Source organism: Priestia sp. SRI_019 (assembly GCF_057586255.1).
Map to the genome: position 1 here is coordinate 15,859 of NZ_JBYCZN010000008.1, position 20,066 is coordinate 35,924.

General features: G+C 37.1%; 21 protein-coding genes and 1 pseudogene. 1 reads left to right on the plus strand and 21 read right to left on the minus strand.

Annotated features, from left to right (window positions below; genetic code table 11):
• Positions 1-151: 151 nt before the first annotated feature.
• The 6 genes from AC2YJL_RS24960 to AC2YJL_RS24985 all read right to left on the minus strand — a co-directional run bounded on the left by AC2YJL_RS24960 (position 152) and on the right by AC2YJL_RS24985 (position 4,295).
• Positions 152-403 (minus strand): hypothetical protein, encoded by a 252-nt coding sequence (locus AC2YJL_RS24960; protein ID WP_234483878.1) that lies wholly within the window; start codon positions 401-403, stop codon positions 152-154.
• A gap of 116 nt (positions 404-519) precedes the next feature.
• On the minus strand, positions 520-738 hold the full coding sequence (locus tag AC2YJL_RS24965; RefSeq protein ID WP_144635439.1) for a hypothetical protein: 219 nt from the start codon (positions 736-738) through the stop codon (positions 520-522).
• A 109-nt stretch (positions 739-847) separates the two neighbouring features.
• Positions 848-1,408: a L,D-transpeptidase gene (locus tag AC2YJL_RS24970; RefSeq protein ID WP_078990618.1), complete on the minus strand. Its 561-nt coding sequence runs from the start codon at positions 1,406-1,408 to the stop codon at positions 848-850.
• 414 nt (positions 1,409-1,822) lie between these two features.
• Positions 1,823-2,488 (minus strand): restriction endonuclease, encoded by a 666-nt coding sequence (locus AC2YJL_RS24975; protein ID WP_487375008.1) that lies wholly within the window; start codon positions 2,486-2,488, stop codon positions 1,823-1,825.
• A complete protein-coding gene (locus AC2YJL_RS24980) occupies positions 2,481-3,434 on the minus strand; it encodes a toprim domain-containing protein (protein WP_487375009.1) in 954 nt (317 codons plus the stop codon). Before AC2YJL_RS24980 ends, AC2YJL_RS24975 begins: the two co-directional genes overlap by 8 nt.
• 114 nt (positions 3,435-3,548) lie before the next feature.
• Positions 3,549-4,295, minus strand: coding sequence for a hypothetical protein (locus AC2YJL_RS24985; protein ID WP_487375010.1), 747 nt, complete (start codon positions 4,293-4,295; stop codon positions 3,549-3,551).
• A gap of 262 nt (positions 4,296-4,557) precedes the next feature.
• Here AC2YJL_RS24985 and AC2YJL_RS24990 point away from each other — a divergent pair, with 262 nt between their 5' ends.
• Positions 4,558-4,713 carry a hypothetical protein gene (locus AC2YJL_RS24990; RefSeq protein ID WP_186317061.1) on the plus strand — a complete coding sequence of 52 codons (156 nt, stop codon included), beginning with the start codon at positions 4,558-4,560 and terminating at the stop codon, positions 4,711-4,713.
• 460 nt (positions 4,714-5,173) lie between these two features.
• Here AC2YJL_RS24990 and AC2YJL_RS24995 read toward each other — a convergent pair.
• The 15 genes and pseudogenes from AC2YJL_RS24995 to AC2YJL_RS25065 form a co-directional block, all read right to left on the minus strand.
• Positions 5,174-6,157, minus strand: a pseudogene (locus AC2YJL_RS24995) (ImmA/IrrE family metallo-endopeptidase); the annotation flags it as partial.
• The gene (locus AC2YJL_RS25000) at positions 6,150-6,425 is read right to left on the minus strand and encodes a hypothetical protein (RefSeq protein ID WP_407819257.1); all 276 of its coding nucleotides are present in this window, start codon (positions 6,423-6,425) and stop codon (positions 6,150-6,152) included. The pseudogene AC2YJL_RS24995 and the gene AC2YJL_RS25000, both read right to left, overlap by 8 nt.
• Before the next feature lie 47 nt (positions 6,426-6,472).
• Complete coding sequence (locus AC2YJL_RS25005; protein ID WP_369361709.1) at positions 6,473-6,910, minus strand: hypothetical protein; 438 nt, start codon at positions 6,908-6,910, stop codon at positions 6,473-6,475.
• Complete coding sequence (mobP2, locus tag AC2YJL_RS25010; protein ID WP_487375011.1) at positions 6,911-8,107, minus strand: MobP2 family relaxase; 1,197 nt, start codon at positions 8,105-8,107, stop codon at positions 6,911-6,913.
• Positions 8,104-8,361: a hypothetical protein gene (locus AC2YJL_RS25015; RefSeq protein ID WP_487375012.1), complete on the minus strand. Its 258-nt coding sequence runs from the start codon at positions 8,359-8,361 to the stop codon at positions 8,104-8,106. Before AC2YJL_RS25015 ends, mobP2 begins: the two co-directional genes overlap by 4 nt.
• A 258-nt stretch (positions 8,362-8,619) precedes the next feature.
• Positions 8,620-9,507, minus strand: coding sequence for a hypothetical protein (locus AC2YJL_RS25020; protein WP_487375013.1), 888 nt, complete (start codon positions 9,505-9,507; stop codon positions 8,620-8,622).
• Positions 9,508-9,517: 10 nt separating this feature from the next.
• Positions 9,518-10,099 (minus strand): MerR family transcriptional regulator, encoded by a 582-nt coding sequence (locus AC2YJL_RS25025; RefSeq protein WP_487375014.1) that lies wholly within the window; start codon positions 10,097-10,099, stop codon positions 9,518-9,520.
• A gap of 14 nt (positions 10,100-10,113) precedes the next feature.
• Positions 10,114-11,226 (minus strand): bifunctional lytic transglycosylase/C40 family peptidase, encoded by a 1,113-nt coding sequence (locus AC2YJL_RS25030; protein ID WP_487375015.1) that lies wholly within the window; start codon positions 11,224-11,226, stop codon positions 10,114-10,116.
• 3 nt (positions 11,227-11,229) lie between these two features.
• Positions 11,230-13,164: a VirB4 family type IV secretion system protein gene (locus AC2YJL_RS25035; RefSeq protein ID WP_487375016.1), complete on the minus strand. Its 1,935-nt coding sequence runs from the start codon at positions 13,162-13,164 to the stop codon at positions 11,230-11,232.
• 17 nt (positions 13,165-13,181) lie between these two features.
• The gene (locus AC2YJL_RS25040) at positions 13,182-13,895 is read right to left on the minus strand and encodes a TraC-like domain-containing protein (RefSeq protein ID WP_487375017.1); all 714 of its coding nucleotides are present in this window, start codon (positions 13,893-13,895) and stop codon (positions 13,182-13,184) included.
• A 15-nt stretch (positions 13,896-13,910) separates the two neighbouring features.
• Positions 13,911-14,201 carry a DUF5592 family protein gene (locus AC2YJL_RS25045; protein ID WP_097813629.1) on the minus strand — a complete coding sequence of 97 codons (291 nt, stop codon included), beginning with the start codon at positions 14,199-14,201 and terminating at the stop codon, positions 13,911-13,913.
• 39 nt (positions 14,202-14,240) lie between these two features.
• Positions 14,241-16,727 (minus strand): pLS20_p028 family conjugation system transmembrane protein, encoded by a 2,487-nt coding sequence (locus tag AC2YJL_RS25050; RefSeq protein WP_487375018.1) that lies wholly within the window; start codon positions 16,725-16,727, stop codon positions 14,241-14,243.
• A 23-nt stretch (positions 16,728-16,750) separates the two neighbouring features.
• The gene (locus AC2YJL_RS25055; RefSeq protein WP_029325363.1) at positions 16,751-16,957 is read right to left on the minus strand and encodes a hypothetical protein; all 207 of its coding nucleotides are present in this window, start codon (positions 16,955-16,957) and stop codon (positions 16,751-16,753) included.
• 20 nt (positions 16,958-16,977) lie between these two features.
• Positions 16,978-19,560, minus strand: coding sequence for a VirD4-like conjugal transfer protein, CD1115 family (locus tag AC2YJL_RS25060; protein WP_487375019.1), 2,583 nt, complete (start codon positions 19,558-19,560; stop codon positions 16,978-16,980).
• Entirely contained in the window at positions 19,550-20,059 is a 510-nt protein-coding gene (locus AC2YJL_RS25065; RefSeq protein ID WP_487375020.1) for a hypothetical protein, read from the minus strand. The genes AC2YJL_RS25060 and AC2YJL_RS25065 overlap by 11 nt, the downstream gene beginning before the upstream one ends.
• Positions 20,060-20,066 lie beyond the last annotated feature (7 nt).

Below are 20,066 nucleotides of genomic sequence, written 5' to 3' on the forward strand. Positions count from 1 at the left end.
TCTATGAATAGATTTATCAATCCAACAAAGGAACCTTAAGTGCTCCTTCCTACATCATATAAATGGTACTAAAACAAGCTTAGCCTGTTTATGTAGTCTCAACGCTGTCGAATGTTTAAAATAGTCCCATTCTATAACTACTCTAGCCATCTTATGATTCACCTTTTATTTCTTCTTGCATCATTTTCTTATTCTTACGAATAAACGAAGGGATTTTGCTAAAATAGTGTCTCTTCACTTCACCGTAAGGTATCCAAATTTCTTTTCTCTCAATAAGATCATAAACTTCGTCTAAAATTTGATCTCGTTTCCTAGGGTGTAATTTGACGTGAGGGTAGTTAATCGCACGAATATAGCGTTGTCTTAATTCGTTTGTTATCCATTCTTTCTGCTTTTGCCTCAATGCTGAAAACTTTTTATTCGTTTAAATTAAGCGTCCATTTTGATAAACATGATTTTTCATATCGTTTTCCCCCTTTTCTCCTTAGTTCCATATAAAATCATTGAATCTTCATTTACCTAGTAGGCTTTTTTCTTAAATTGTTCTTTCACATAGATACAATTTCGTGTATGTTCACGGGAAAAGAAATGATCGTGTTTATAATGTACTGTGACTTCACATGAAGGACAGACAAAGAAACCCATTCTTATTTTATCTTGATTGACCTCATGCGCATAAAACTCTCCTGTAGCTCTAAACATTACCACATGTTTAGCCTTTTCTATTTTTGCTCGCATAACCATATCCCCCTCCACCATATTTTTCATCTATTTCTACGATAAGGGCTATATGGAAAAAAGACAAAGAAAAAACAGCATCCCGTCATAACGGAATGCTGCCTAATCATTAGTTGTTTTTTAACTTGTAGCCTTTAAACGTATATCCATAAATCTTAGTGAGATCAATAAAGCTCTTATAGGAATACGTAATCGCAACCGGTGTACCAATCTGAACTTTCTCGTAAAGCTTCTCCACATCTTTATTATGCATTCTAACACATCCGTGACTCACGTATTTTCCGATGCTACTTTCATTGTTATTACCGTGAATGGCATAGGTATTGCCATTTGTACGATTTACATCTAGTCCTAACCAACGTTTTCCTAAGGGATTGCGAGGGTCTCCCCCAGGAATATGTCCTGTATAATAAGGCCGATTTTTAATCTTGTTCACGATTTTAAAGATGCCAACAGGTGTTTTCTCCCATGTTTTACCCGTAGCCACTGGATTAATAACTTCTATATAGCCATTGTGAAAATAAGCAAGTTTGTTATAATGCTTATTAATAATGATGAAGTCTTGATTAACAGTTTTACTGGCTGCTTCTGTTTTCCCCACTGAAACCACACATAGGGTTATCATTAGTAATGTAAAAATAGTGATTAATTTAATAAATAGATTCTTCATCTCAAACACTCCTCTTTTTATCATGTGTATATAAACCAGAAAAAAACACCTTCTTTATTTGAAGGTGTTTTTCGTAACAATCATTTATGAACAAAAACCTATTTCATTGATGATTTTGACATGTAAAGAAACATTCTCTATCGCAATTAACGTTTGTTTTGCGTAAGTACATTTGATGCAAATATCAGTGTCTTAAAATACACATAAAAAAACCCCACTCAATCAGTTAGAAGGAAGATTGAAATAGGGTAAGTGTGATTGAATCCCTTTGGGGAGAGAACAATACCATTACACTGATATTATGTGATGAATCCAATGATTTATACATAAAAATATCCCTTCACCGATCAATTAAGACTAATATATGAACTTATAACATCGGCTCCTTTTTAGAGCAAGAAAAAACAGACCTTACTATACCGAAGGTCTGCTTTTACTTACTTCTTTATTAATTTTTTCCGTATGACAACAAGAAGGGAAAGAGGAACAGCCAAAAAAACGAGTACCATTCCCATCTCGTACGACTAGATCCTGCCCACATTTCGGACACTTACGAGGTTCTGGTGTGATATTTTCAAAGATTTCTCGTGCCTTGAAAACAGGATTGACTTCATTGATAAACTTTTGAAGATCCGCACGATCCACTAAAGTCACATCACATGCAGCTGCAAGCTCTTTTGCTTGTTTCGTAAAATAACTATTGGTCACAACCCACGCTTGATTCGCTTTATAATACGCTTTTGCTGCATACACTTCTTGTACAGCTGAAAGGCTGACCCTATTCTTAGCACTATACCGTTTGGCTTGAATCACAATTCTTTCTTTGCCTTTCATTACTAGGTCAGCTCCAAAATCACCTGATTTTGGCGTTATCTGCGGCTTGTATCCTAGTTGTTGAAAAAGCGCTCGCAAATATACCTCAAATTGATACCCATCCATTTTATCAATATAGGGCATACCCGATTGGGCTAACTCTTTCATATACCTCCGTTCACGAATCACACGGTAAGCAAATGTAGAAAGTTTTAAAAAAATCATGATAAGAAAAAGATAAAACACGCTTTGAAACACCTTATCCATTCATTGAAAGCTCCTGTTCTGTTTGTTTATTCCGGAGACGTGATGCTACAGGTTGAATGCTTTTTCCATTCTTCTTTAATGCGTCGTTCCAATCTTTCGCTCCCTTTGGAATATCTGCTCTTATTAAATCAGCATTAACGATTTCGTTCATTTTGTCAATAAATTCTTTTCCTCCTTGGTCATTATCGACAGCTAACACCATTTCTTGAATGCTTAAGCCTTCTCTTCGAGCTTCGATATAAGATTGAGCAACAGTTTTAGGCTTTAAGCCATTCATACTAATAAGGCGTGTATTCTGCAAACTATTCTCTTGTATACTCCAATAAGAAAGAAGATCAATTGGGCTTTCAAAAAAATGAATCTTGTTTGGGCGACCAACATCAACTGAAAAGCCTGTATGTGGGTTATCGTTCGGTAAGACTTGTTTAAAAGAACCTCGTTTATTGTTTATGGAAGCTGTTCCTTGTCGATCTGCCCCAATCACTTTTCCTTTGCCTCCATGCTCACGCCATTTAAACACCACATTATTTCGTTTGTCCTGGGCGATTAAGTCTTTTTGAAGGAGCCAGTTAACTAATCGAGGATCTATTTTACGTTCTTTTATGAGATAATCTTTTACTTTGTTTTGATCCTTCACTTCTAACTCTTTTGGATAGCGAAAAGGCTCTTTTGATGGTGAAACCGACGGTTGCTCATGTGACTGAGAAAGCTCTTTATAATCACCTTTATTGATATCTAATACAGCTTGTGGAAAAGACATCCCATAATACATTTGAGCGAAACTGATTGCTCCGTATCCTGTTTCATTCCGGCTATTCCAAGCGTACATATTTCCTTTGATGAGTAAGCTATCATGCTCCGTATGACGATAATACTTTCCTTCTTTTACAAAGGTTTCGCCTTTGGCTTCCAGATACGACAACAAATCAATATCTCTGGCTTTCATAACCTCCTCCTCCTTGACGTATTTTCGTTCTCCCACCTAAATCCCTCCTTCACTCCACGATATGAAAAAGGAGAGCTTTTCAGCCCTCCCATTCCGTCTAAACTTTTGCTTTTTTTAACGTTCCATTTCTTGTGTCTCTTTCTGTTTTCTCGAAGAATTTGCTCCACTATTCCGTGCGAAAAACTTCGTAAATCCATTCTGTGATTTCTCTTCTTTTTTCTGCTTGTCATGATCCTTTTTCTCCGTGTCTAAAGCCTTTTCAAGATTGGTTAATTTCTCACGTTGAGAATCAGTCAAATTGAGCTCTTTTAATTCCTGCAGCACTTCTTTTTTTAATTTGTACACCTTATCAAAGGAGTGCTTTTGTTCAAACTCCTTCATTTTGGCCAAACGCTGCTCTTTCTCTTGAGGTGTTTCTTGCTTGAGCTGCTTTTCGACAGGATTCTTTTCTGATTCAGCTTCCTTTTTCACTCCTTTAGAAGAATCTTTTTCATCTGATATGCCTAATTGGGCTAACAAGCTTTGTTTAAATAGCTGCTTATACTGTGTTTCTTCGCTAGGCTGCTGCATAGCTTCTAGTACTTCTTGTTTATAATCTTCTTGATATCGGTCCTTCTCTTGTGTCTGTTTACGTGCTTGAAACTGATGAGAAAGCTCATTCTCCATACCTTTCAATTGTTCAGAGGTGAATTGTTTTTCCTTTAAGGCACTTGATTTCAACATGACATAATCGTTTTCTGCATTCACACGGACTAACATGCTATCAATATCTTGAGGCTTTTCTTTTTCATGAGCTTGTAAAAACGTAAAATAGCTCGTTTTGAGCTGCATTTCTCGATCTTTCTCTAAAACAGGATTCACATCATGACTCTTTAAAAAATCAAGTGTTGCTTCACTTTCATAGGCTTGTTTTTGCCCTCTTTCATCATATATTCCTCCAATTAATTTGGTTTTAAATGTGAAAGAAAGGATTATTTATAAAAGAAAAAGCAGAGGAATTAACCAGCTCTGCTTTTTAAATTTAATTTTGTTAGGTTCAAATCACTTCATTTTTCCAGTATAAAATTGATCTCTTTACAGAAAATATCCTTATCTACGAATTATGAACAAGGAGGGGGAAAACTTGGGTAATAAAAATAACCCGTTAGTTGGTATTGGAATTCTTTCGATACTATTAACAACAGTTTATACAGCAATACTTGCATCACAGTTGATGGCCACTAAACACAAGGTTGATTACCTTTATTTTAAAAATAAGTTCACTGGAAACAAAAACTAGTTCTATTGAGACGGTGATTGGCATCGTCTTTTTGCTATTCTTTGTTTGCACAATATTTATCTGATGTGCCGTCAAATACTCTTGCTATACTTTACCTTTCGAGTTCCTGTTCTTCTTTTTTCTTTTTGACGGTGCCTGTACGTTTTTGGAATTGCATGTGATTACCCACTTCAACACGTTCTTGAAAAGTAAGAGATTGTTCCTGAACTTGACCATTGATGACTCCCTTCTCGTTTTTAGTGACGTTCGAATCGATCTGATGTTCAAGTTTCACGACTTCTTCTTTTGTCATCCATCCATTTTTGATCGCTTGTGTTTTGGTTGAATAATATTTCTCTTCAGCCGTGACACGATCTAAAATACTATCTACATTTTGTGACGATTCCTGTTGCTGCTTTTGTTTATAATCTTCATATCCTTCTTTCATTTTCTCTTGTACATTTTCAGAAGAAAGAGGATCTGATTGCTGCTGTTTTTTATCGTTTTTTTCTGGTGACTGATTTTTTTCTCGTTCTTTTACTAAGGTATCTTCGATTGTTTCAATAAAGCCAACGGACGTTTCATGTACTTCTTTTAAAAGCTTGGTTTTATCTTCAAAGGTCTTTCCTTTCGTCCAGTGTGACAGGTATCCTAGAGAATACTCACTCGTATCAATGCCAAAATAAGAAGAAACGGTGTAAGCCGTCATTTCTGCCTGAAACTCTTTTTCCGCCGCCGTATAGTTTAAATGTGTCTCTTTGGTATGAAGTTTCGCGTGTGCCAACTCATGTGCCAAAGTTTTTACATTTTGACGTTCAGAGTTACGGGGATTTAACGCAACTTCTTTTGTTAATGTATAAGAAACTCCTTTTGCAGATCCTAGTTCTTCTTTAGGAGCAATGATGGAAATACCGTTCTTTTCCGCAATAGCTTCCATTCCTTTATAAAGTGCCTTGTAATCCTCTATATTGCCTTCTAACCAACGATTCGGAAAGATCTTAGGTAAATCACTCGCTTTTGCATTCGTCTGCGCCACGTCGAAAACATGGCCGACTGAAAAGTACAGTCGGCCTTGAGTGACTTCTTTTTTTCCTTCTTGAATTAACTTCTTTTCTTGAGGAGTAGCTTTATTGATGGATTTTAATTTCCCATTTTCATCTTTAAATTTTGGAACGGTTTTGTTTGGTACAAGAATTTTAATACCCTTCTCTCCTTTATTAACAGAGAAGCCTTTGTCTTTCCAAAACTTAAATGAACCAACAGCTTGAGCACCCAAAAACTGTTCTTGAATAAGAGCTGTGTTCGACATGGAGTATTGATAAAACTTACCCATGAAAGATAAATAGTCTTTTAATTCTTCGGCAGAATGAAAATGCTGCTCGACCTTCTTTTCCATCCCATTTGTTAACTCTTCAACCTCTTTACGCTTATCCTCAACGGATTTTTTCGCATACGTTTTACTCATTTTCATCCTCCTCTTTTTGATAGGAGATCCCCTTAAGCTCTTCTAATTCTTGTTCATACCACGGTTCTTCTAAATCAACAAAAAGCTTCCGTGTTTTAATATTCATTGGTACCAACATATTCTCTTGATGCACCACATATTGGTAAAACTCTTTCGCTTCTTCTGGACTTAAATTCACCTCTACTTCTTTGTCTTGATACTGTACAATGGCATGATCCTCTCCTACAGCTTTAATTGAAGCTAACACTAAATCTTTGTTAAAAAACATATTTCGTTCCTCCTCTACATTTTTCAAACTATCTTTATATAAATCCATCAATGAGATGGTTGTTTCCCTTTGGACTCTTCCCAATCAATTCGTTTTTGACGTTGATTTGCAATACGCTTCTCAATAGCTTCCTTCGCAACCTTTGTGCTATCTAATTCTTGTAAATCGGTTGTCATTAATCCATCAAAACCGTGATGGAAGAAAAGACCGTTCATATATTCAATTAAAATTTGTGTGTTTTTATCAGCACTGTTTGCCCCAAGACGAATCTTTGTTAATTCATCTTTTAAAACCTGATGTAAGTTATTGCTGACCACTTCCGAAATATATTGCAATGACCATTCATTACTTTTTGTTTTTTTATGCTCCATACAGATCTGAGCAATAGCCTCACCTGTAAATCCAATATTGTTTTCTTCCATATATGTTTGGATATATTGTTTTGTTTCCTCATCCAGTGATAATTTCATACGTTGTTTATTCATTTAATAACTCCTCTCTTCCTGACGATGATGTTCAATTTCTTTTTGTAACCGTTCATAATGTTGTTGATTTTTCCAACTTTCATATTCTGATTTAAACGCTCGCTCCATCTTTTTTAATGCAAAATGCATAGAGACCTTTTGATTAAAACTTGCAGGACGTTTTGATTGTTTTTTACTTTCTACCATTCTTTTAATCTGTTGCTGCTGCTTATCATATTCTTTCATTTCTTTTAAAAAGGCATTTCCCATTCGCTTATAAAGATCATCAATTTTCGTTTGCTTATAGTCCTTGTATCGTTTTTCATCTCCCTTTCCTTCTCCATACGCTTTCCTTAATTCCTCTACTTCTTTATCTAATTTTTCAAGCAATTGTTGATACTCATTACTATGATGCTTTTCGATATATTTTTGACTTAGCACATCAATAAATGGCTTCATTGGTTTTAACGTTCGGTAGCTATATTGCCATTGCCTTTTATCTTCTGGAAGATGATTATAGATTTGAAGAAACAATGGTTGAATGTCACGATTCTTCCACCTTAATGAAGAATCCTGCTTCTTTTTTCCGACCATATCCTTTCGAATTAACTCATTTATTTTCTGATGCTGCTCACCTCGATTTAAAATTTGATTCACGACTGTTGACTTCATCGCATCCAATGTTTTAGGCTTTCTTTTACCTCGTTCACGAGTAGGTTGTGGTTCCACTGTTGCAATATGAATATGAATGTTCCCCGTATTGTAGTGTATAGCAGCTGACCAAATAGCCGACTCATTTAACCTTTCCCTTTTAAGCATTTCCTTCATGGACTGACGGGTAATCTCCATTAGTTTTTTCTCATCCACGGTATGAGCACGAGCATCATATAAACCATTTTCTTGAAGCCAAGGATTATGAAATGTGATGACATCCTGCCACATAATACTGTTATTTTTTTGCGCTTTTTCAAACAACTTTTTTAATTGTTTTTTTCCCTGCGCATTCAATTGATCCGATTGTTCAGTAAACAAAGAAGATGTCTTATCAGGGTTATCCATGTAATCTTGATAAAGAGTAAACAGTTTCTCATGAGCATCCTGTTCTTTTTTAGCATCATCACGATCCACATAATCAACATAATCTTGAAAAGCCTTTTTATCAGATGTAACAAATTTTGTTTTCAACACTACGCCTGGAATAACAGGAGGTGTACTCATCCCTCATCTTCTCCTGTCATATCTCGAATAAATCCATTAATTGTTTCAATTGCCACTGCACACCTTTCCATCATCATTATATTTCGATCAATGAGACGTTCTAGCTCTGCTTCACGATCTTTTTGTTCTTGAAAAACAGCCAGCGTTTCAACCTGACCTTTTAAGAATTCTTGACGTGAAATCTTTTTTTCTTTTGCAATCTCATCTATTTTTTTTACGGCAGTTGGATCAATATCTCGTAAAAGAATATCCATAACATTCGTTCCTTTCCTGTAAATTGTGGTTCCCCACTATAAAAGAGAGAAGAGCATAAGGGGTTTTTGCTATCACAGGGTGTGATAGGCTAGGCAGAGCCTAGCAAAACCGTGATAGCAAAGAAAGTCTCTGAATGTCCCCTTCACGTCCCCTTTTTTGGGTGTACGTCCCTTTTACGTCCCCTTTTAAAATCCCAATGTCCCCTTTATGTCCCCCTGTTTTTGAGCCATGTCCCCTTTGCGTCCCCCTGTGTTTTTTCACTTCATGGCTAAATCTTGTTGCTTTTCATTCAATTTTTGAAGCTTTTCTTGTAAACTTTTTTGTTCATCTTTATAGAGCTGAATGCTTGCATCACTCGATTGAATGGCATCCTTTTTCATCGCAATTTTTGATTCTGTATCAGCTTTTTCCTCCTGTACTTGGTACTTCATATCACGTTGTAATTCGTTCATTTCTTGTTGCGTTTGGCGCTTATGTTTGGCTTCTACTGTGATTGCTTTTTCATAGTTTTTCATTTTCTTTTTGACAAAATCTTTTTCTAACTCATTAACTAAAAGCGCATATTCTTGTTTGGTTTTTGTTCCTTTTCCTTCTTCACTTTTCGTTTTTCGTTGGTCAGAATAGAGCGTTGTAATTAACGCATGAGCATCTATTTCTTCTGTTGAATCTGTTTCTGAATCACTCGTTACATCATCCACGTTTACCGTTTCTTTTTCTTGATTTTCTTGATATAGATCAAAGGCAAGTGCTTCCCAATTTGGAGATAGATCGCTGATTCTTACCACATAATAGCCATCATCTTCATACAATAAATGAACAGGTAATTTGATGTTTGGATTCGCTTTTTCTTGTGCCACAAAGCTTACTTCTTCTTCATCTGTTTGATCCATTTTGATGACCATATCCAGTGAGCCATTAGCCGGATGATACACACGATTCTCAATGGTTACGGTTCCTGTTATGTTAGAAGAAACTGCCTCATAGGTTTTGGTATGATACAAAGGATCTTCTGTTTTTAAATAGAATTTTGATGTCAGTAAGGATAAAAAACCGATAAAGAAAAAGATCAACATTGCTGTATACTTCCATGACCGATTGCGATTTAAATTAAATCGATAATCTTCAAATTGCTTCTTAAATGCCATCTGCTTCACCTCATTTCATGATTTCTGTTTTCAATTCTTCAATACTATAAACCACCCATTTATTCTCTTCTTTTCGTAGAGAAACTTTAATAATGTCATGCGTTTGATCGTCGACATTCTCATCTTTTATGACAAGATGATTCGTAAATTCAGCAATCACTTCGACCTCTTCTTGCCCTCCATCATATTGTTGTACATAGAGCTGTACATCATTTGGAATCGAAGTGTAACTATCTCCATATACGAACTTTTCAGAAGGATAAAATTGCTCATAAAGCTCTTTGTCCATGATGGATTTTGCAACCTTCTTTCGTTCCTCAAATCCTTTTTTTTCACGATGGTAAGACACATCGATGAATTGATGAACCGTATTTAAGTAATCTCGTTTTTGTTGTTCTTGTGCAGAAGGGCGAACTTCACTTAGTTGTTTTTTTAGCTCTTTATTTTCTTCTTTTAAGCTGTCATTTGTGACTTGAATTTGTTTCGAAGCTGTTGTGTTGGAGATATTATGGTTAAGGTAGATATTGAAAATGGTCACGCCTGCCACCACAACGGCAAGCGCTCCAAATAGTAGTGCTGCTTTATTTTTCATCGCCTTTTCTCCTTTTAAAATCGTTTTACTCTTCCATTAAATCGTTCACCAAAATACGTTCCTTTTGCCATACTTGCGATGGCTACACCTGTTTTTCCTTGGCAGCCTAAAAACTGATTATTACCAACATAGATTCCAACGTGGCCGTCTATCTTATAGGTATCAAAAAACACCACATCTCCAGGCTTCATGTCTTTTGGATTGATTGCTTGCCCTTGTGTTTTGAGTGTATCGGTTGTTACACCTGACATTGGACCGACATTCACTCCCACTTGCTCGAATGCCCATCTAACAAAACTTGAACAATCAAAACGTCCTGCGTTAATATCAGATTGAGATCGTCCTCCACCAAAGACATAACGTGTTTTACCAATCAACGTTTTGCCTGCGTCAATTACTTTCACACCTGATTTACCGCCACTTCCACCACTCGCAGGAGCAGCCGGTTTCCCATCAGCTGTGATTGTTCCTGTGTAATATTTCAAAACCGCATCTTTATAGGCGATATCGCCGTAGCACGCTTGATAGGGAACAGCCTCTGGTCGAAGACAGTGATAGTTTCCTGTATGCTTGACTTTTTGGTATTGAATTTGCGAAAACTTAATCGCTAATTCCTTGGTATAGTGCCCTCCATTTTTGTTTACGAAGATAATAAATCCTGGCCCAAAATTATAACTTTGTAGACATAATTCTAGATCGTAATGGGCCTTTTCAAGCACACTCTTAAAATGTTTAACCCCTTGATCGATAGACGCCTCAGGATTCTGAATACACCCAACTCTTCCACACTTAGACTCTGAACTTTGCATGGGATCGTTGCCTCTCCCCCCACTTTCTTGCATCATAAGTGCCATCATAATCGGCACATAAGAAGCATCTAGCCCATGTTTTTGTGCGTATTTTTCAAGCAAGGGTTGATACCTCATGACCTCTGGCGACACATTAGCCGTTCCTACACCAATGCCTCCACCTTCAATCTCTGTTACGTCACTTTGTTGACTATCTTTTTCAAATTCACCTGTAATCGCTACAATCGTACTCATGACTAAGAGGCCCGATAATCCTAACAAGATCAACGCGCCTCCAATCAAATATTTTTTTGGAATGAGCTGTAAAACGATATGCAAGGCTTACGCACCTCCACCGTACAGCACTTTTTCTTCTTCATCGATTTCAATATGAAAGAGAATGTTTTTTACGGACTTAATACAAAGGAGTACATCCCCAACTGGTAACCTTGGAATCTCAGCTAGTTCACTATCTGTAATCCCTGTTTTAAATACACGCTGAATCGTATCAAGGTTATTATCATCTTGGTTCATAATAAATTTGTACTGTGTAAGATCAAAGAGCGTTTTAATTTTTTCAATCGCTGTTTGTTCCGAACCCTCAGGAACAAAATCTGTGATTAAGTGACTCGCATAAATTAAACCAGCAAAATATTTACGTGCTTCTCGACTAAACTCTGTTAAGAAATCTAAGGCATGTTCACTGCCTTTTTTCGTATTGACGATCCTGTGTGCCTCATCTATCACGATTAAATAACGAATAGCATCTTCAAAAGGCAGTTCTCCTTTCGTGTACGCTTCGAGTTGGGGCTGCCCATTCTGTAACATCTCATCCCACAGCAAACTCATTACATTAAACAGTTGAGCTTGTGCGATTTCATTCTTTAATTTCGATAAATGACGAATTGAAAAAAAGACGACTTGTTCATCGTTAAAGTCTTCAATCGTCGAAATACCATCAAATAGATGTCCATAGTTTTCAACGATATTTTCAATATTTAGCTCAATTAATTCAAGGCGGTGTTTACGATATTCACCTAAGTGAACATGATGCCTTCTCGTTTCTATGTCCTCATATAACTCTTTACGAATGAGTTTTAAAAAGTCACTAAAGATAGGATAGGCCTCAGAAGGAAGACCTGTGATTTGATTTTCAACTCCTTTTTCATCACTCCATAACTCTTTTTGGATATAGAGCTTACGAAGTAGCTTCTCGTACTCTTTTAATTCATCATCCCGTACTTCTGGTGCGATAAAGCGATAGAAAACGGTTAGTTTGGATAAATGCTGTGTAAAACTACTTCGCTCTACCTTATGTGTTTTGAAGACTTGTAAGGGATTAATTTGCCCTTCTGAACCATCTAACGCAGTTTGTTTACCTCCTAATTCTCTGACAAGACTTTCAAATTCTCCTACAATGTCGAATCCACGAACTTTATAACCCTTAATGGCATTATCGGTGGTTACTTTTTTCAGGAAAGTTGATTTTCCAGATCCCATTAAGCCCATTAATACGGCATTATAACTTTTACGTTTCTCATCCTTATGAAATAAATCAAAGATGACGCTGCCACCAGTTCGGGTTGTTCCTTGATACGTGCCGTACGGATCATCTAAGTGAGTAAAATGAAAAGGAAACCCTCCGGCTAGTGCTAATGCGGGGATTTCCTTTCCTTTTCGCTTATTCGGATATTTCTTTTGTATGTCAAAATGCGTCACTAATGATTCCCACTCATACTCTTGTTCATTTAAGAAAATGGATCCTCTGAAGTTATGCGTTTCCAGATGATGAATGACTTCTTTTAATCGCTTTTCTAATTCAGGAATCGTTTTTTCCGCAATATAAATGCGAAGGTGTATCCGTTTGATCACTTCACCATTTGTGACTTGACGGTATAGCTCTTTCATATCTAAATACTGTTCTTGGGCATCCATACGATCAATGTTTTCTTTGGCATTTACATGCCGTGCATTTTGTTCTGACATATTTTTATTGATCGCTTCTACGACCTGTTTTCGCTCATCGCTTACCACATCTAAGGTTGTAATGGCATTTGGCATGTTCATAATCGGTTCCAACCAAAAATCATTCACGTTCGTTGGGTACTCATAAATATGAATACATGTCGAATATCCATCTCCGTTTCGAACAAGGTTTTCTTTAAAGCTCACGCCTCCCTGTGGTTGAATCTGTGCCACAAAATAGGGATTATATCCTTTTTTCTGCTTGATTTCTTGAGGTGTTTTCTCTTTTTTACCAAAAGGTAAAGTTATCATGGTTTTATCATCCTTTCTTATTGTTTATTACCAAGCTTGGCGTTTTGATTGTAGAGTTTGTAAAGAAGGTTAATTTGTTTTTCATCCGAAACAGGTAACAGAGGGATAGCCAGTTGAATATCTCGCATAAATTGGTCTTTTCGCTCTTTTACAGCGAGTTCAGTCGGTCCATATAGGAAAAGAAAGTATTCTCGATTGGTTCGCCCCCATTCTAAATATTGAAGCTCTTTTAACTTTTTTCGTAAGAATCGAAGTGATAACGCATTATTGGCCTCTCGAATCTTCTTTTCAAGATACTGTTGTTGCTTTTGTGTGGAAACAGGTAAGTTTAATGAGATGATTTTAAAAGGATCTTTGTCGCCCTGGTATGTTTTAGCCAGTGTATAAATATTGCGTCCTGCCTCTTGGTCATGCATGGCATTGATATCGGTACTTTGAAGCTGCCAGATTCCAAAAAAGCCTCCCTCATCTTTTAGCTGAAATAACCCACTATCTGTTTGATCGATAATGGGAAGTATATCAGCCACACTTTTTTTCACCTCTGGTAATTTCTCTTTCTTTTTTTCCTTTTCAGCCTTTGGAAGTTGTAACAGAGAAAAAGGATTCTTTTTCTTTGTACGAGCGATCTGTTTATCCAGTTCCTTTTCATCAAAGAGAAGGGAGTTAATTGTCTTTTTTTCTTTTAAAATAGGTTTCTCTTTTTCTAGGATTCTTTCATCAAATAATGCCATCAATCATACCCTCCTTTATTCTTGATCCCGATCTATCGCACAATACGTGCTCTTCTTTCGTACCAATGTAAGCAATAACGCCTCATACATCCGTTTTTTAGGGTTCGTACTTGGCCTAACGATCATCAACAGTCCAAATATGCCCATGAAGATATAAAAGGGAATTTGAAGTGTAGGATGAATAAAAAAACGTAACATCATCGTGACCATAAGTAAGCCAATAATGAACAACAAATCGAAGAGATAAAGTGATTTATTAATCTTTAATTCCGTAGAGATTTCTTTCGGAATGTTATAGTTTGCCATGACTCTTCTCCTTCCCATAGAAAAGAGAAGTAACACTTGTTACTTCTCTTCTGGTTTATTTCGTTTCTTTGATCCAAGGTTTCGTAAATCTCGCCCTGTATTTCGTCCAATTTGATAAGAACGTTTTGTTTTATGGATTGTTTGCGAATTATCAATACGTTCTTTTACCTTTCCTACCCCTCCCTTAAAGTTATCTTTTACCACTTGTGCAATATTACGTGTTTCTATCCGGTTCTGATCTGGCATTGGAATATCATCTGTTGAAGTAGGAACTGTGTCTTTTTCAATCTGTTGTTTTCCTTGGCGAGGTTCCTGTGTAGCTGCCACTTGTGCTTGTGCTTGATCCATCCCCATCGGCATAGAAACAGAAGGTTCTCTTGTTGGTGTAGGGTAGCTTACACTTTCTACAGAAGATCCGCCTTCGCTTGTACTTCCACCGTAACCAGAAGTTTGAATTTCTTTATGAACAGGTGTACTCACACTTCCTACAGAAGAGCTGCCTTCACTTGTACTTCTGCCGTAACCGGAAGTTTGAATTTCTTCATGAACAGGTGTACTCACACTTCCTACAGAAGAGCTGCCTTCACTTGTACTTCCGCCGTAACCGGAAGTTTGAATTTCTTTATGAAGAGGGGCACTTGCTTTTCCTACAGAGGAGCCACCTCCATTTGTGCTTCCACTCTGACCAGAAGCTTCCATTTCACCGTGAAGAGGAGCACTTGCCTTTCCTACAGAGGAGCTGCCTCCATTTGTGCTTCCACTCTGACTAGAAGCTTCCATTTCATCATGTAGAGAAGCACCTCCACCCTCTACAGAAGATCCAGTACCTTCATTTGCACTTTCACCATAACCAGAGGCTTCCATTTCATCATGTAGAGAAGCACTTCCACCTTCTACAGAAGATCCAGTACCCTCATTTACACTTTCACCATAACCAGAGGCTTCCATTTCATCATGTAGAGAAGCACTTCCACCTTCTACAGAAGATCCAGTACCCTCATTTACACCTTCACTATAGCCAGAAGCTTCCATTTCATCTTGTAGAGAGCTGCCTTGTGCCCCTTTTCCTTCCGAAGAATTTCCTTCAGTATTTTTGCCCCCTTCTCGTTTCTCAGTAGAGGATAATCCCTGTTGCTGAGCTTTCTGCTCATTTCCTGAGTTTTGACCTTTAGAAGCAGCGTTTCCTTTTTCACCTGCCATTCCTGCCTTTTTCATTTCTTCATGCAATGCTGGTTGTTTTTCCTTATTTCCTTGTGTAGCTAACCCTTTTCCAAGCCCTCCAACTCCTGCTGCTGTCTGAAGAGCCCCACTACCAAGACCTTTTCCTACATTACCAACACCCTTTGCAAGATTGGCTCCTCCTTTTAAGGTTCTGCCCATCATGCCAATACTACTTTCAAGTCCTTTTGCCATCGCAAAACCTCCTGCCAGAGCACCCCAACCACTTTTGAGTCCGGCATCGATGCCAAAGAGACGTTCACACATTACAGGCCCATCTACAACAGCAATACTAAAGGCAATCAATGCGATAAGGTAAGGAATACCTTCTAGCTTATCGCTAATAAAGACCGTTCCCATTAAATAGACCTTCATGGATATAAAGATCATAATTGTCACTAGAAATGTATTTAGGATATTTTTTAGAACAGCTTTTAACTTCTGCCCATCTGCTACATCGGCAGGCGCAACTAATTGAGCTAAAATCGCATTGAATCCTAGCTCGTAACATAGTTTTGCTAACTTAATAGACGTAAATAACAACGTCATCCCTATCACAAAAAGGGAAATGGCAATCGTCCAGAAGTTCCATGACCATCGGTAATAGAGTTCTGGAAAGAAATCAAACCATCCATTATCTAGTTCTGCAACTCCATCTTTCCCATCTGGTGTCAAAGCAGTTTTATGTGTAATTATGTCTTTTCCATCAGCACTCAATTCTTTATCTTTAGAAACCTTAAATTTATCATCCATCTTTTCAGTAATATCAATCATCATAATATTTTTTTGTGGTACTTTATTTGGTTCTTTCAATTCTGGACTCTTCCATTTTGTAAGGTCAAATTGTGCGACATCCGTTAGATTACTTTTAATAATCTTTTCACTTACGGTTCCTTTTTCATTTAAATCAACAGCTTCAATGGCTTGATCGGTGAATTTATCAGCCTTTAACATACTTGTGTTTAGTAAAAGCAAGACTGCCATTGAGATAAAAATGTTAATCATAATTTGTTCACGATTGACTTTCTTCTGAATAATCAACATGTAGCCGATATACAGGAAGGAAAAGGCCAGTAATACATATAAAAAGGGTTGAATCTTCGTAATAAAGTCTTGAATATCAGGAGAATTAAAAAACGATTTAACGCCTAATACACTGTCTGTAATCCCTTCTAGTCCATCCACTAGAAAGGAAAGAACTTGAATACATCCCCAACCCAATTTCCGTAATAAATAAGTGAGGATATTTCCGACATCTAAGTACTCCGAAAACTCATGTAGCTTTTCAAGAATTTCTTCATCTTTCATCTGCTCATCTCCTTATGCACGTATTACATGCCTTGAAACAACGTATCAACGGTTATTTCTAATCGTTCATCTAGAGGAGAAACACGAATTTGTACAGGTGCTTCTCCTTCCTGTCCTTTTTCCAAATGTATAGTGCCATCTAGTAAGCCAATTAACACTTGATGTCCTTCTTTCACAATCGGTGCATAGTCCTCTAAAATACGCTCTAATTCCTTTGAAATACTTGTCATTCTTTCTCCCCCTTTTGGTATTAAGCTTCTTGTTCTTCCATCTCATGTTTCAAATTTCTAATAATGGTATTTATTTTTGTTTGAAGAAGTTGGTGGACATTTTTACTTAGTTTGTCACTAACTCCTAGCATATTTAATTCCTCTTCAAACTCACTCATGGACTGTTGTTCAATCTCTTCCACCGTTTTATTCATTGCTTTTGGTAAGTGTACTTTTAAAGCAGTAGAAACGTTTTTATCTCCACCAAAGAACTCTTTGACCGTCTTCGTTTTATAGTTCTCATATGTTAGAGAAGTAAACGGATCGTCGGTTAGTTCCTCTTCCATTTCCACTGATGGAGCTTGTGATTGAAAAGGAAAGAAATTATGAATGACCAAAGATCGTGGATTGACTTGTTCATGTAAAGACGAAATATCAATATCTAGAATCGAACGATCCGTATCAAAGTCCTCTCCGAGGTATTCCCAACGGTATTTCAAGGCTGTTTTTCCAGTGTTATAAATCGGATGTGCTTTAATTCTCTGACGTGCTTTATCTTGACGTTTTACAACACGCACAACCACACTTTCTCCTTCTTGCAATTCCATTAATTCATTGGGTGTTAATAAAGGCTTTCCATCTACTCCCTCTGTTTTACTTTTATCCGTTGATAACCCTTTCCCACTTCGAGAGGTAGAATTGATGGTACCGTCCCCTAGTTTTTGTGAAATGGTCTTCGCTGTTTCGTAGTTATTGCTTAAAATATAAATCGTATTCCCACAGTTTCCTTCAATCGTTTCAGCATCATTTCCATATTTATTTTTTAGTTGTGCATAGGCTTGAATCACTAAGTTAAAACGTATATTTCGTCCTAAACAAACCGTGATAATGTTGGACATTCCCTCAATTGCCGGCATGTTGCCAAATTCGTCTAACAAAAACACTACTTCTCGATGACACTTGTTTCCTTTCGCTAATGAAGCATTTTTGGCGAGTATATAATACAATTGACGAACAAAAATGGAGGCAATAACGTGATTACTAGAGTCATAATCCGGTGTAACCATGAAAATAGCGATTGGTTTTGTAAAACACGTCACTTCCTTTACATGAATACTTGGATGTTGCTTGTTCACTGTAAACGTCGTAGCTCCGGTTTCCCTCGTGATCCTATTAATCGATATCACGATTTCAAGCCTCGATGAAGTAACAATTTTATCACTGAACTTTTCCGTTAATATAATTTCATCATTTTGCTTGACTTCACTTGTAAAGTTGACTTCAAATAACCCTTTGGCATCCGTTTTAATCGTTTCTGTTTGACCATCTGGGAAGATGATTTCTAAGCGAGTAAGAGGTGCTGCTTTTCCTTTGATGGTTTTTCCAAAGCCCACACGTTTTAAATCAACACTATTTTTAGAAGTCATCTTGGCGATTTCATCAAACGTAAAAATGGATAACCCATTCATCGTTTGGGTGAAGATTCCTCCTCTTGTCGTACCTTTTGAGAAGTTTGAAGTCGCATACTGCATTTTGGCGACACTCTCTGTTGGCAGCCCATCAAAGTACAAGTCCAAAGCATTTTGAGTATCTCCTTTTTTATTAATCACAACCTCTTTCGAGCCTAACTCCGACAACATATTTGCCACTGTGTACATTGTAATCTTCTCTTCTGTTTGTTCTGTAATGCATTTATCCGTTACGGCAAGAATCATGGCATTACATAAACTCATGGCACATTGTTGCCAGAACGGATCTTTCGCATTTGGATTGTAATAAAGCGTATACGATAGCGTGTTACATAACGCTTGAGCTGTTGAATAATCACCATCTTTATACGTTTCTTTTATCATTTCTAACAGGTTATAACTCATCGATTCTAATGGATTGAGTAAGTTTAAAACTTCAACATGGTAGCCTCTTTCCTCTAACGTTTTTTTAGAAGCTGCGAGCAATTCGCCCTTTGGGTCGTTGCAGACTAAGGAAGGTTGTTTTTCAGCTCGTGAATAGATATCAATTGTTGGAAAAACAAAGGTTTCCCCTTTCCCTGATCGTGTAATCCCAATGATCAAATTGTTAACGGGTGTGTCATCAATCAGCATGTAATTTTTCTTTGTAAAGAACCGATGTGTGTGGAGAAGCTTCTGCATTCCCTTTAAAGCTTTGTACTCTTTCCATGTTTGAATCAGGTCATAGGTTTGAATACGTGAAACAGGTACGCCACCTCCACCTTGATACGTTGTTGTTTTTTCAGGTACTTTTCGATATTGCTTTTTCAATTCACGTCTTGTTGTAAAGCGACCCGATCCTTTTTGATTGCGGTTTAAATCTTTAAAGTTAGATCGAATATTATAAGCAAATCTTGCCGTTAATAAGGCAGCGACTAGACACATCGCTCCATACAAAGGCGAGTACTGTTGAAGATGAATCTCTGTCAAAAAAGATGTTTCCAAATGAAAAGGCTGCGGTTCAAATACATCGCTAAACGTTGTTTGAACAAGGTTTAGCATCATATTAAAAAGAAAGTTCAAGATGAGTAGAATAGACACAAAAAAACAAGCACTTAAAGGAATAAGTACTTGTTTTTCAGCGACCACATATTTGATGGATTTATTAGGTTGCATTTCTCATTCCCTCCTGGTCAATCTCTTCAGAAGTAGGAATGACATAATAGGCACTCGATGAAAGAGAAAAGAAGGTTCGATCTCTTGCCTCATACTTATACTGAAGGTAACGAAAAGCCGTGTTAATGTCCCATTGTACCTCTTTCATATCCTCTTCTGTTACCATATAGGCTTCACTAAAGACTAAGTCGTCTTTTTCTTGTTGAGTAAGCTTGGAGATATCTAGAGGTGGCATAGTTGGTTTCGTGCATAATCGAAACTTGAACGCATATTTCAGAAAATCGTCTGTGATGGATATTGAATCAGCATTTTTAAAGATAATGACAATCTGATTTTCTAAAAGAATGACATTATGAACACTGTTCGCAATGCGTTGGGCATGAAGTTGAGTCGTATGAAAGCTGCCTAATTCAATTTCGAGGAATAAATCTTCTTCATAGTACTCAACGCCTACGACAAAGGCTTGCTTCTGATTTTTCACTTTCGCCTGTGTATACATCTTATTC